The 13,107-nt window shown below is 42.9% G+C and carries 15 protein-coding genes; 10 read left to right on the top strand and 5 right to left on the bottom strand.

What is annotated here, in order from left to right; translation table 11 throughout:
- The first annotated feature begins 116 nt into the window (after window positions 1-116).
- Window positions 117-1,442: an anaerobic C4-dicarboxylate transporter gene (locus M1D72_RS01055; protein WP_390193117.1), complete on the top strand. Its 1,326-nt coding sequence runs from the start codon at window positions 117-119 to the stop codon at window positions 1,440-1,442.
- 62 nt (window positions 1,443-1,504) lie between these two features.
- Here the strand turns inward: M1D72_RS01055 and M1D72_RS01050 are convergent, their stop codons facing one another.
- Complete coding sequence (locus M1D72_RS01050; protein ID WP_456295208.1) at window positions 1,505-2,413, bottom strand: aldo/keto reductase; 909 nt, start codon at window positions 2,411-2,413, stop codon at window positions 1,505-1,507.
- Between the two features lie 95 nt (window positions 2,414-2,508).
- Between M1D72_RS01050 and M1D72_RS01045 the strand changes: the two genes are divergently transcribed.
- A complete protein-coding gene (locus M1D72_RS01045; RefSeq protein WP_390193111.1) occupies window positions 2,509-2,928 on the top strand; it encodes an XRE family transcriptional regulator in 420 nt (139 codons plus the stop codon).
- A 25-nt stretch (window positions 2,929-2,953) separates the two neighbouring features.
- Here M1D72_RS01045 and M1D72_RS01040 read toward each other — a convergent pair whose 3' ends face one another.
- Window positions 2,954-3,319, bottom strand: coding sequence for an NADH:ubiquinone oxidoreductase (locus tag M1D72_RS01040; RefSeq protein ID WP_390193108.1), 366 nt, complete (start codon window positions 3,317-3,319; stop codon window positions 2,954-2,956).
- A 683-nt stretch (window positions 3,320-4,002) separates the two neighbouring features.
- Here M1D72_RS01040 and M1D72_RS01035 point away from each other — a divergent pair.
- The 6 genes from M1D72_RS01035 to M1D72_RS01010 all read left to right on the top strand — a co-directional run bounded on the left by M1D72_RS01035 (window position 4,003) and on the right by M1D72_RS01010 (window position 8,918).
- Window positions 4,003-4,212 carry a cold-shock protein gene (locus M1D72_RS01035; RefSeq protein WP_093272982.1) on the top strand — a complete coding sequence of 70 codons (210 nt, stop codon included), beginning with the start codon at window positions 4,003-4,005 and terminating at the stop codon, window positions 4,210-4,212.
- 127 nt (window positions 4,213-4,339) lie between these two features.
- A complete protein-coding gene (locus tag M1D72_RS01030) occupies window positions 4,340-4,861 on the top strand; it encodes a hypothetical protein (RefSeq protein ID WP_456295207.1) in 522 nt (173 codons plus the stop codon).
- 184 nt (window positions 4,862-5,045) lie between these two features.
- The gene (locus tag M1D72_RS01025) at window positions 5,046-6,893 is read left to right on the top strand and encodes an acyltransferase family protein (RefSeq protein WP_456295206.1); all 1,848 of its coding nucleotides are present in this window, start codon (window positions 5,046-5,048) and stop codon (window positions 6,891-6,893) included.
- A 70-nt stretch (window positions 6,894-6,963) separates the two neighbouring features.
- The gene (locus tag M1D72_RS01020) at window positions 6,964-7,797 is read left to right on the top strand and encodes an AraC family ligand binding domain-containing protein (RefSeq protein ID WP_456295205.1); all 834 of its coding nucleotides are present in this window, start codon (window positions 6,964-6,966) and stop codon (window positions 7,795-7,797) included.
- A gap of 90 nt (window positions 7,798-7,887) precedes the next feature.
- Window positions 7,888-8,607: an AzlC family ABC transporter permease gene (locus tag M1D72_RS01015; protein ID WP_456295204.1), complete on the top strand. Its 720-nt coding sequence runs from the start codon at window positions 7,888-7,890 to the stop codon at window positions 8,605-8,607.
- On the top strand, window positions 8,604-8,918 hold the full coding sequence (locus M1D72_RS01010; RefSeq protein WP_390193089.1) for an AzlD domain-containing protein: 315 nt from the start codon (window positions 8,604-8,606) through the stop codon (window positions 8,916-8,918). The genes M1D72_RS01015 and M1D72_RS01010 overlap by 4 nt, the downstream gene beginning before the upstream one ends.
- On the opposite strand, the gene M1D72_RS01005 is transcribed toward M1D72_RS01010, so the two are convergent.
- Together M1D72_RS01005 and M1D72_RS01000 are read right to left on the bottom strand one after the other, a co-directional pair.
- On the bottom strand, window positions 8,915-9,529 hold the full coding sequence (locus M1D72_RS01005) for a fumarylacetoacetate hydrolase family protein (RefSeq protein WP_456295203.1): 615 nt from the start codon (window positions 9,527-9,529) through the stop codon (window positions 8,915-8,917). The genes M1D72_RS01010 and M1D72_RS01005 overlap by 4 nt on opposite strands.
- An 87-nt stretch (window positions 9,530-9,616) precedes the next feature.
- A complete protein-coding gene (locus M1D72_RS01000; RefSeq protein WP_390193085.1) occupies window positions 9,617-10,084 on the bottom strand; it encodes a MarR family winged helix-turn-helix transcriptional regulator in 468 nt (155 codons plus the stop codon).
- A 254-nt stretch (window positions 10,085-10,338) separates the two neighbouring features.
- Between M1D72_RS01000 and M1D72_RS00995 the strand changes: the two genes are divergently transcribed.
- Together M1D72_RS00995 and M1D72_RS00990 are read left to right on the top strand one after the other, a co-directional pair.
- Complete coding sequence (locus tag M1D72_RS00995) at window positions 10,339-11,256, top strand: porin (protein WP_456295202.1); 918 nt, start codon at window positions 10,339-10,341, stop codon at window positions 11,254-11,256.
- A gap of 501 nt (window positions 11,257-11,757) precedes the next feature.
- Window positions 11,758-12,381, top strand: a complete 624-nt coding sequence (locus M1D72_RS00990; protein WP_456295201.1) for a glutaredoxin family protein — start codon at window positions 11,758-11,760, stop codon at window positions 12,379-12,381.
- Between the two features lie 280 nt (window positions 12,382-12,661).
- Here M1D72_RS00990 and M1D72_RS00985 read toward each other — a convergent pair whose 3' ends face one another.
- Window positions 12,662-13,012 carry a hypothetical protein gene (locus M1D72_RS00985; protein ID WP_456295200.1) on the bottom strand — a complete coding sequence of 117 codons (351 nt, stop codon included), beginning with the start codon at window positions 13,010-13,012 and terminating at the stop codon, window positions 12,662-12,664.
- Window positions 13,013-13,107 lie beyond the last annotated feature (95 nt).

Raw genomic sequence — 13,107 nt, 5'->3', positions numbered from 1 at the left:
ATCAGAGAAGATAAATTTGCACTATCCTCGCGAATGGAGTGTGAACTTTACTCAAGCTTTTTTTCTGTTCGAGAGCGAAAATATATCAGTGAATCATAAATTTAAGGCTTAACACTATGCTGTATTTAGAGTTTTTATTTTTACTCTTGATGCTTTATATCGGGTCACGTTACGGCGGGATCGGTCTAGGTGTCGTTTCGGGAATAGGTTTGGTCATTGAAGTCTTTATCTTCAAAATGCCTCCCACCTCGCCTCCCATCAGCGTGATGCTGATTATCTTGGCTGTCGTTACTTGCGCCTCTATTTTGGAAGCCGCTGGCGGCTTAAAATACATGCTACAAGTCGCGGAGCGATTACTGAGAAAAAACCCCAAACGCGTGACCTTAATTGCCCCTTTCGTTACCTACTCTATGACCTTCTTGCTAGGCACCGGGCACGCAGTCTATTCCATCATGCCTATTATTGGTGATGTCGCCTTAAAAAATGGGATTCGTCCTGAACGACCAATGGCATCGGCCTCTGTGGCTTCGCAACTTGGGATAACAGCGTCGCCAATCTCTGCTGCTGTCGTCTACTATCTAGCCCAGCTATCCAATATTCAGCATGAGATTACGTTAGTTTCGATTCTCTCCGTCACCATACCAGCGACATTATTTGGCACATTGTTAATGGCACTCTATAGCTTGAAACGCGGTAAAGAGCTGGCTGATGATCCAACCTACCAAGAACGCCTTAAAGACGAAGAATGGCGCAAGCGTATTGAAAGTACAACGGCGACCTCTCTGGATGAAAAATTACCAACCAGTGCCCGTAACGCAGTGCTTATTTTCCTTGCTTCACTGGTCACGATTGTCATTATTGCGATGCTGCCGGACGTTCGCACGATTGTCGAAGGTGAAAAACCGATTAGTATGGCCGTTGTCATTCAAATGATGATGCTGTGCTTCGGTGGCATTATTTTGCTGGTCACCAAGACTGATCCACGAAATGTGCCAAATGGTGTGGTATTTAAATCGGGTATGGTTGCCGCCATTGCTATCTACGGTATCGCATGGATGTCGGATACGTACTTTCAATACGCGATGCCCCAGTTTAAAAGTGGGATTGTCGAGATGGTAACGGACTACCCTTGGACCTTCGCTCTGGCGTTATTTATTGTATCCGTGGTAGTTAACTCACAAGCAGCAACCGCACGGATGATGCTGCCAGTAGGCTTGAGTTTAGGCTTAGACCCTGCACTGCTGATCGGTATTATGCCTGCTGTCTATGGTTACTTCTTTATACCAAACTACCCATCAGATATTGCAACGGTAAACTTTGATACTTCAGGCACAACAAAAATTGGGAAGTGGTATTTTAATCATTCATTTATGGCTGTAGGTTTGATTGCCGTCATCGGTGCATGCTGTTTGGGCTATGTGCTTGCACAGGTACTAATCTAACTCGCTTGTTCATGAAAAAAGCCAGCAAAGCTGGCTTTTTTTGTACTCAGAGAAGGCACTTCTTAAGGCACATTATAACCTTTAGAGGCAACCCAAACTCGATACCATTGCTCACGAGTTAACGTAAAATCTAGAGACTGGACAGCGGCTTCCACTCGCTCAATTTTACCACTACCAATAATTGGCAATGGTTTGGATGGCAACCGCATAATCCAAGCAAAAATCACTTGGTCAATCGACTGCGCACCAATTTCTTCTCGAATGGCGTCTAACTCGGCGCGTACTCGCTTGGCTTGCTCATCATTATTACTAAACAAACGGCCACCAGCCAAACACGACCAAGCCATTGGCTGGATCGACATCTGTTGGAGTAGATCCAACGTACCATCGTGTGCGACCTCAAAATTCAAGGGGTTAATTTCTACTTGATTGGTGACCAACGGCTTAGATAAACGCGATTGCAGTAAACTGAATTGAGCAGACGAAAAGTTTGAGACCCCGAAATGTTTCACTTTGCCAATTTTATACAGCTCCTGAAACGCCTCTGCGACCTCGTCAGCATCCATGAGTACATCCGGACGATGAATGAGCAATACATCCAATTGCTCTACATTCAGCCGCTGTAAAGCATTGTTCACCGACTCATAGATATGTGCTGCACTGGTGTCGTAGTGATTAATTTTGCGCTTAGGAAACTTGTCACTGCAAAGCTTGATATCACATTTAGTGACGATTTGAATTTGTTCACGCATACTTGGATCAAGCTTCAACGCCTCTCCAAATAACGCTTCACATTCATAGTTTCCATAAATATCGGCATGATCAACGGTGGTGACACCGAGATCGACATGTTGCTTTAAGAATGTAAGACGCTGCTGAGGGGTCAACCCCCAATCTGCCAGACGCCAATACCCCTGAACAAACCGAGAGAATTCTGGGCCTTGAGGGGCTATCGTCGTTGTGGGTACCATGTTGTTACCTCCATTTAATTTTGCCTAAGAGGTTATGCTTGTTTCTACACAAGCTCAACGTATACTGCGGATGAATTCGAACTGGAGTACGAAATTTGAGTTTCGCAGCACGTTTAAAGCAACTTATTGGTGAAGAAACCATCAGTGGATTCGCCCGGCGCGTCGAGCTTTCAGAAGCGCTTGTCCGCAAGTATCTGCGCGGCAGTGAACCTAGCCTGAGCAAAGCCAATCAAATCGCAATGAAAGCCAATTGCTCATTAGAATGGCTCGCAACCGGTTGTGGTTATTTCTATCGCCAAGCCGAGGTTGTCGATATCGAAGCCTATCAACGGGCTTATCAGCATGTTTTCGGTCAGTTACCAACCCAGATTGAGGATCATAGACAAATGATTGCGGGATACCAATACTTGCGAGCACACAAAAAAGCAGACGGTTTCCTTGACCTTCAAGCCATGCAACAGTTTCTTATTCGGCAAACCGCAGCCAAGGGCCAAGCTAAGTCGGCTGAAAACTAAAAAGCTCGCCAGTGGCGAGCTTTTTCTAATGTGCAAAACGTGCGACTAATCTCTGCGTAAATCGCTTTCCCTTATCACGATAAGCAAACCATAAATAGGTCGCTACAATAGAGAAAAATAGATAAGACAAAGCAAACACAAATGGCGAGGTGATAAGATTCTCAGAGATACCCCAACTTACCCCCACTACGGTTACTGTTAGCTTGGCGAACATCCCAAGACCAAGCAACAACAGCGCAAGCTGTGGGTAGCGGCTTGAGCGAAACGCGAACCAATAACACGTGCCAACGGCCAGGCTTGAGATCGAGAGCCCCAAGATAAAAGAGTGGAAATGTTCTGCGGAAGCAATTCCCCCAGACACAGACAGCAAACCAATCAGCAGCAATTTCATACAACACCTCGCAATAAACCGAATGGACAAATTTCAATTATGAAATCTTACTTTCCACCATTTTCGTCAGCTCTAGACAAAATTACAAGCCAGAAACGGTCGTTATAATTCACACTTTTTGCTTACAAAACAGATGTTAAATAAATGTTTTTGCGCTAATAAAAAACTTGTTAAGTAAGAACTGCTTCGCATCAACAATCAAGCGGAACAATTCTAATTTAACATTTGCATAACATCACAAGCCGCCAATTAAAATGTTTCAAGTTGTAACAGCACTTTTGAGGTATAAAAACTCGCCAATTCGGGAATACGGATGAATTAGCGCGCAGTAAACGACGTTCAATTTCGCTAAGTCACAGAAAGATGTGACGTTGTTCTGCTCTGTTTCAAAGTTGGAACCGTTGTGACATTGATATGAAATTCAGCACTCAAAAAACAAAAACATAACCTAGCGCATAAAACGAAGCGAAATCTGACTTTATTTAGCTTTTGCCGAGATATTTTAGTTGACTTAACTTAGCTGCTCTCTCAGACTAGACCGCAGCTAGAAATCGATTCATTGTCTACACCTGCGTTTCGTTGAGTTTCTTGTAACTCCTCAGTCGTACCGTACGCAATAGCAATCTACTTTTACGCGCTATCGTGCCTTTATCGGCTAACATTATTTTAACAGGATTTATATTATGTCTAATACAGTTACTGGAACAGTAAAATGGTTCAACGAAACTAAAGGTTTTGGTTTTATTCAGCAAGAAAACGGCCCTGACGTATTCGCTCACTTCAGCGCAATCACTGGCGACGGTTTCCGTACTCTAACTGAAGGCCAAGCTGTTGAGTTCAGCGTAACTCAAGGTCAAAAAGGCCCTCAAGCTGAAAACATCAAAGTACTTTAATTTTAAAGTAGCTTTAAGTTTTTAAAAAAATAGCCAGCATTGCTGGCTATTTTTGTTTTTACCCTGCATTTACTCTCTACGCAATCCACATTAGCATATCAACAAATTTCCCCGTGATGACCTTGCAATGAATACACTTGAACATCGCCTTCATCAGCTCAATATTTTAGAATCGAGTCCCTTTCCTGCAGATAGCCCATTGTGGCAGGCATTTATTGAGCAAAATAGTGCGCTTTTTGAGCGCGCACAAGCTAATAAGGATGATAACAATGTGCTACTTGGACTATTGACCAAAGCACACATTGAAGCGATGGCAATGGTTGAGAACCAGGGCCAATCTGCGGCCCATGTTTTCGATGCCATTAAACAAAACCTAGGTGATGAGCACCAAGATAAATTTGAACTCCATTCAGAGCAGCAACTGCTACTTATTACACATGCTTGGATTTACCTACAAGGGTATTTAGCACTTGATTTTAGCCTTGCTAACGATCATGCACGTCATACCGCCCAAATACTCACACAACATTTTTCCGGTGACCTCGAAGTACGCCGAAGCAACTTCATGCAAAGTTACTACCTAGGAAAACAAAACACCTCTCAGCAACGTTCTTGGCTTCAACGTATCTTCGCTTGGTTCAAAGATTAACGCCTTAAATTCCTCTCCTTTTCCCAAAACTCACTACTGCAAATTCCTTCTCTCAATGTTTAATCGCAAATTTATCGGATCTTAATATAGAGACTTATTTTCACTGATTATTTATTGAGCTCCTTATAAGATACTAACACTACGCTGACATGGAATTGACTTGTAAACATAATGGAGCAAGGTAGTGCAATTTAGAAAGGATATAAATGGATTACGCGCAATAGCGATTATTTCGGTAATGCTATTTCATTTCAATTCAAGTTGGATGCCCGGCGGGTTTGCTGGTGTTGATGTATTTTTCGTGATTTCTGGTTTTTTAATGACAGGAATTATATTTAGAGGCTTTGACAAAAATAATTTCTCTATTGTCACCTTTTATGTTGCTCGCGCCAATAGAATTATTCCTGCTTTAGCGGTGCTGTGCATTGTACTACTGATATTTGGCTGGTTTTATTTGACCGCCTATGACTATAAAGCATTAGGCAAACACGCAGCGAGTAGCATTACCTTTGTGTCTAATATCGTCTATTGGCGAGAGGCTGGGTATTTTAGCGCCTCTTCTTTGGAAAAATGGCTATTACATACTTGGTCACTATCGACAGAATGGCAGTTTTATATACTTTATCCGTTAGTGCTGGTAACGCTGAAAAAATTTATCTCGGTGAAATCCATAAAAGCGCTTTTGGTTGCAGTAACCTTATTGGGTTTTCTCTTTTGTATTCTGGTCAGTTATCAGTGGCGAACACCTGCTTACTACCTATTCCCTAGCCGAGCGTGGGAAATGATGGTGGGCGGGCTTGCCTATCTTTACCCATTAAACATCAACAATAACAAGAGTAAAAAATCCTTGGAACTGATCGGTATCGCACTGATTATCATGAGCTATTTCTTGTTATCTAAGCAAAATTTCTGGCCGGGTTACCTTGCCTCTATTCCTGTTACCGGTGCTTTCTTGATCATTCAAGCACAACGGAATGACAGTTTCATCACGGGTAATATTATCTTTCAATACTTAGGCAAATGGTCATATTCCATCTACCTCTGGCACTGGCCAGTTGTCGTCGCCATCCACTATTTTGCTCTGAGCCATACTTTCATTTATGCTGGTATTTTGCTCTCTGTGCTCTTGGGATTTTTAAGTTATTATTTTATCGAGCGAGTCAAACTAACGTCACAATTAAAAACCACAAAGGACTATTTACGCTTTAAGCCCGGCTATATGGTTTTTTCACTGGCCATCGTTGGGCTGGTCGTTATCGCCAATAATGGTTTCTTATCTCGATATTCAAACGACTTAAGACAAATTAACCAAAACGCCATCACCGCTATTTCTGATTGGCAATACCCTGACCCTAATTTAAAAATTGGTGACAACCACATTCGTTTTATTAAAGGAACGTCTGATAAGAATATCTTGTTCATTGGTGCAAGCCATATAGAGCAAACCTACCCTTACGTAGCAAGCTTTGGCAGTGAATATAATATTTATTACGATACAGCAGAAGGCTGCTTTGTTTCCCCATCCTTCGTCAATCCAAAGTGGAGCTGCCTCAACATTCAGAATTATCAAGCGCTCTTTGATGAAGTGAAGTTTGATAAAATTGTCACCTCTTTTTATGGGTTTGATGGCTATTTATCAGACAGCGAGATCATCAAGAATCAGCAAATACAAAAACGGATTTCTGAATATAATACCTTTCTAAAATTCGTAAAAAATAAATCTCAAGAAGTGTTTGTTATCTTAGGTGAACCCAAAGGACCAGAGTTTGATCCAAAAATGTCAACACGCAGGAATTTAAAACGGTTCATTACTAAACAACAAGCCAAAGAAAACTACACCCTGCATTACACTGCACTGGAGCAGATCCCCGAGGCGGCGGATGTGGTCAAAATCGATCCTATTGATTTCTTATGCGATGATGTCTGTCAGGTGATGGATAGTAACTTCAATTACTATTACAAAGACGCAAATCATATGAGGCCATGGTACGCGAAAAAACACTTAAGCTACCTAGACCCAATCATTGAATAGCGCAATTTTGTACAAACCCCATCCAGGCATTTGTTGTACACTGCATAACAACGTTCAGGGATGGTGAAGAATGAAAGATTATCAACAAAAAACGTGCAAAGAAAAGGCTGACTTTCATCGTTCTGAAGCGCTCGGTGGAATCGAAATGCTGGAAGCGCAGTATCACACTCAAACGTTTTCACGTCATAGCCATGAAGGCTTTACTATCGGGGTTATCGAGCGGGGCGCTCAGCGCTTTTATCGAACGGGGGGTAATCATGTCGCTCCGAAAAATAGTATTATCTTAGTGAACGCAGATGAAGTTCATACGGGTCATTCAGCCGTAGCTAGCGGTTGGGCATATCGTGCGCTCTACCCCCTTCCTCAGCTGTTTGAACAAATCGCAGAGCAAATGGGTCAAACACATCTTGGAGCCCCCTATTTTCCACAAGCCGTGGTTGACGATCCCGTATTAGCCACCCAGTTTCGCCTTGCCTTTGAGGCATTAAGACGTTCACATCACCGTTTAGAACGAGATACCTTAATCTATCAAAGCTTAGTTAGCCTATTGAGCCGCCACGCAAAAGTACGTAGGTCAGCCAAAGGAATCAACTCGACACCAAGGCTGCTACTCGTAAAAGAGTTCCTTGATGATTTTCCTCAACAGGATGTTTCACTTGAAGAACTCGCGGATATGGCTGCACTTAGTCCTTTTCATTTTATTCGAGCGTTTAACAAGCAGTTTGGATTGTCACCGCATGCATACCAGATTCAATCGAGGCTGAGACATGCGCAATCTTTGCTAAAGTGTGGGGTGCCAATCATCCATGCGGCCCACCAAAGCGGGTTTCATGATCAAAGCCATTTTCACCGTCATTTCAAACGTGCTATGGGTATCACGCCCAAACAATATGGGTTACATTAGAAATAATTGCATTATAAATTAGCAAGTTACTAATTCAGCACTTTAGATTGAATGCGCTTAAATACTCCCTCTTTTGTATCAGGAACACGCATGAGCAGTACGGCCTCACAACATCCCGTATCATTATCAAAAAGTCGGCTATTTTGGAAAGGGACGATTGCGATGCTTCCTCTCACCATCGCCGTTTTACCTTGGGGCCTATTAGCAGGGTCCTTTGCTGCACAATCAGGCTTGACGTTTGTTGAGAGTCAGGCACTTTCCGCCATTTTATTTGCAGGCGCCGCACAATTAGTCGCCACTGGCATGATAAAAGCCGGCGCAGGGCTTACAACAATGTTGCTCACAACATTGTTTATTACTTCCCGTCACCTGCTGTACAGCGTTTCCATGCGTGGGAAAATTAAGGACCTTTCTACCCCTTGGCGACTCACATTAGGATTCTTACTGACTGATGAATTATTTGCATTATGTGGAAAGCAATCCCATCAGGAATTTCACCCTTGGTTCGCCTTAGGGGCAGGGGCTAGCTTTTATCTATGTTGGAACATCGCGTCTCTCATCGGGATTTTGGCAGGAAATTCCATACCAGAGATGGACCAATGGGGGTTAGAATTTGCGGTCGCCGCGACCTTTATTGCGATTGTTATCCCCACAATAAAAAGCAAGCCGGTATTGGTTTCCGTCACCGTGGCCTTGTTTCTATCCGTGGCCTTATCGCTGATCGAACTACCTGGTGCATTAATTATTTCGAGCGTTACAGCAATGCTCGCGGGTTATTTAACGGAAGTATGGGGAACGAACCGCTCATGATTCTACTGGCAATTTGTCTGATGGCCGTCATCGTATTCATCAGCCGTTATCTGTTTCTAGAACCGAAGTTACCTATAAAGCTCGGCACTGAGACTCATCGGCTGCTTAATTACTCTAGCCCTGCCGTACTTTCTGCCATATGGGCTCCTATCGTCTTCGCGCCTTCGGGAGAATTAGATTTGAGCGTAAGCAATCCATTTTTGCTCGGCGCTGTCATGGCAGCACTCATCGCTTGGAAAACCCACAATGTATTACTGACGACCGTGTTAAGCATGACAGGATTTTTGATCATCAAATTGGGCGTGTTTTAATCGACCGCCCATTCAACTTCGACCAATGTAAAGTCACCGACTTTGAGTCTAGCGAGGAACACGTCACCACGGTGGACTTCCCCGACTCCTTTTGGGGTGCCTGTCATCACAACGTCCCCATCACACAAGGTACTGAAGCTTTTTATCTCATCCAAAATCGTATGAGGTGGATAGATCATCTGCTTGACTTCGCCATATTGCACGCGTACACAATTGATTAAAAGCTCCAATTGCAATTCATCAATATTAACGCCTTTTAAAGGAACAAATCGGCTTAGAACAGCAGAGCCATCAAAGGCCTTAGCACGTTCCCAAGGTAAGCCTTTCTCTTTTAATTGAGATTGAAGGCGGCGTTTAGTCAAATCTAGCCCCACTCCGACGGCATGAAATTCGCCTTTCTTCACCACGAAACATATTTCTGCTTCATAGTGATTCGGCTCATCTAAGCCCGCTTTCAGTTGATTTGATATCGCTGTCGCTGGCTTATTAAACAGCACCATTTGTTGAGGAATAGCGTTATTAAGCTCTTGAATATGTTCTAAATAATTTCGACCAACGCAAACCACTTTGGTTGGTTTAATCCTCTTTTCTCCAACACGGATATCATACATCTTTGTTCTTCCCTGAATAAATAGCAGCCACATCCTATCCTAGCGGTGGCGGGTTAAAATATCGATTTACTCGCGATAAAACTACGATCATGCCCCAAAGTTTTTTAATACTTTCAAGCACAAAGCTTTTAATTGAAGCATTTCATCCACGTCTAATCCAAACTGGCAAACCATCTGCTCTGGCACATTGACCGCTCTAAGCTTCAGCTGTTCCCCTTGTTCGGTCAGTAACAGGACTCTTATCCGTTCATCACTCTCACTACGCTTTCTCTCTACATAGCCTTTGGCTTCCAAGCGCTTTAGCAGAGGCGTCAAGGTTCCTGAGTCAAGATGTAGTTTTTCTCCTAAGGCTTTTACGCTGATTCCGTTTTGTTCCCAAAGTACCATCATCGTTAAATACTGCGCGTAGGTGAGATCCAACTCATCAAGCAGTGGACGATAGGTACGAATAATCGCGTTGGCGGCACTGTACAAGGGAAAGCAAACTTGGTTGTCCAGCAGTAGTAACGGCGATTCATGGTCTGATGATGAGGATTCAGGAACGCAGCGGCTCATAAAAGCTCCAATTAAGTTGTGCACAATATACTCAACAAAAGTATCTCAAAACCCAACCTCAGTGGCTAGCCCTAAATGCTCACCAATATTCATCACAGTGAATATTGTTCTTAATGTAGTCATCAAGACGACACACAATTGCCACTGTTATATCACTGAAAAGCAATAAAAAGTTAATAGTTTATGGCTACCTTGAACACGTTCTTAAAGAGCAGGATCGCTCTAAAGTTTACGTCCATAAGGTTAAAGCAAAAATGAAAAAGTCTACTATTTCTTCAGCAGTGTTACTCACGTTATTTTCTGGTTCAACTCTCGCCGCGACGGTCTACAAAGATGATGCCAGCGAGCTAAAAATTGGCGGCCGTGCCGAGGCACGATTCAATGTTTCAGATAACAATGAGGACGCCAATAACAGTACATTTAAAGATAAATCACGTGCTCGTGTGAATTTGAAGGGAAAAACTCAACTCGATGACACCCTGTACGGTTTTGGTAAATATGAAGCCGAGATGGATACTGATGAAGACATCACTAACCGCTATGTATTTGCGGGCCTCGGTGGCACTTTCGGTGCCGTTTCTTACGGTAAACAAGACTCTGCACAAGTCCAAATCACCGATTTAACCGATACAATGGCCACGTTTGGTGCCGATGCCGCTGACCTAGTCGCTGGCAACAAAGATAAACGTGAAAACAACTTTTTCTACTCTGGTGAATTCAATAACCTAACGATTCAAGCAAACTACATTGCCGCTCGTGAAAAAGATGGTGACAGCTACGGAATGTCCGGTTTATATGCCTTTGATTTTGGTTTAAAGCTTGGTGCGGGTTACGTTGCGCAAGATACCGCCGATGATACAGATAGCCAGTTCAACTTAGCGGCTGAATATAAGGTGCAAGCTCTGACTCTCGCCGCCCTTTACGGGATTGGTAGCATTGCTGATGAAGATGCAACAGCTATCGAAGCAAGCGCTAAATATAAAATCGGTAAAACGACACTGGTGGCTGTCTACAACTATCAAGAAATTGATGATACCGACACGGAAGACAACTTTGCTGTTGAAGCCGTTTACAAGTTCAACGGTAACTTACGTACCTATGCAGGTTATAAATTCGAGCAAATTGATAATCTTGATGATCAACTTCAAGCGGGTATCCGTTACGATTTTTAAACCATTGAATATTGATGTGAGGTGAAGTGCGCACCACAAACCCCTCTAATGCACCATATTGAAGCAACATTTCACCAAAATTGCTCCTAAAAATAGGACGTTAGGTAGAAAAATGACCGTTTATGGCGGATTTATGGGGTTTTAAAAGTTGGCACGCCACCTGCATTAATATAATTACAAATGCTCGGCAGCGTTTGTGCTTCTTTTTCGTAGTGGGGAAACCCGTGGCAGAAACTACGAACCATTCATGTTCTTTACTCCCCTTTTTTAAGGGGAGTTTTTTTTACCTGTAATCTTAAGCGATGGCGCTCAGACCGACCGCCGACCACATCACATAATGATTATCGCCTTTATCTCACGCCGTCCAAAATATTCTCACCTTTGAATTTGACACATTTTTTTGTGCTATCTCATTTAACAACCTCCATAATGAGTAGATGAGTGAAATAAAAATCTCCGCTCACCGTTCTTTATCAGAAGTGCAGATAACGAGGTACATCCATGGCAGACCCAATCAATATCACACTCTACCGCTGGGCAGGACATTGGGGCCCATTTAAAGTCAAAATTCCATGTGGGGAATGCACACTGACAAAAGACATTCTCAATGACACATTCGATAATGAACTGTTTGGTATACCGATTCGTTTAACCGAAAAAGATTGGCTTTCCTGTTGGTGGCAACCATTGAAACGTGGAGCCTGGCATGCGCCAATTGTAATGGTCGAAAACAAAGTCATTAGCCAAGGGGAAGCGCTAAACCGGGGAGTCCTTGTGCAAGCCGTTATTGAGAAATGGTCTAAACGAGATACTCTGCGTGGTAACATCATTTATGGCAAAGCGCATTGCCCATTTTGTATTGAAGCAAAACAGATGCTGGATGAAGCCGGGATTAACTATGAGTATCGTGATGTGGTTAATGATAGCCAACACCTATATCGAATGATCCCCGAGGTTAAAGCGATTATTGGCAACAAAACACCGGTCACGGTGCCGCAAATTTGGCTTGAAGACCACTATGTGGGTGGAGCGAGTGATTTAAAACTTTGGATAGAAAAAAAGGGAACACAGTACTTCCCGAATAATGTCGTGGCTATCACCCACCCAAAATCTCACTCTCGTTAGCATTAAACAAAAAACCCAGCAATTTCGCTGGGTTTTAAGATTAAAAAGATGGTAGCAATTGCTTGAACTCAAACTGACGAGCCTGCTTCCACCAATTTTTTAGAGTAGACTGTTTTTTCGTCGAGCTTTTCGTGTGATGGTTCTCAATCATGCCCTGTTTGACGAGCATTTGACCCAAATATGCATTGCAAAAATCGTTGTTCATTATAATTTGCTCCTCTTAACTGCTTAAGAGTGATTATAATCACATTTTTAACAAAAACAATACTTAAATCACATTTTAGGCTCTTTTTTCTTGACGATATGTTTTTCCAGCAACTTGATACGTCTCTTTGCGTTTAATATCAAATTGGGAGTCAAAGAACCAAGCAACAAATCGAATCAAATCATCCCCCTCATTCATCACGTGCTCAACATACTCTTGCTCAACACCTTGATCGTCCTTTTCAATTGAAATGTGATAAATTCGTCGCTCACCTTCGATTTCAGCCAACGAAAATTGACCAGTCAAGGAATGAGCAGCAGAAGCCACTTCAGTGTCCTCACTGTTTTTAAGTACGGCAAGCGCGCTAGGCAAATTCTGTTCTTCTAATAAGCGTTTAACCAACGCGACAAATTCATTGTGCTGCATAACCTGATTTCCTTGGGATGTTTTGCGGCATTCTATCAGTACCTTCCGGGTATTCAAGCCTCTGTGTCTTGAGATGAACACCCATAAGCGACTAT

Source organism: Vibrio sp. AK197, assembly GCF_053903115.1.
The sequence above is the reverse complement of the archived record's forward strand: the minus strand, read 5'-3'. Positions and strand labels throughout refer to the sequence as shown.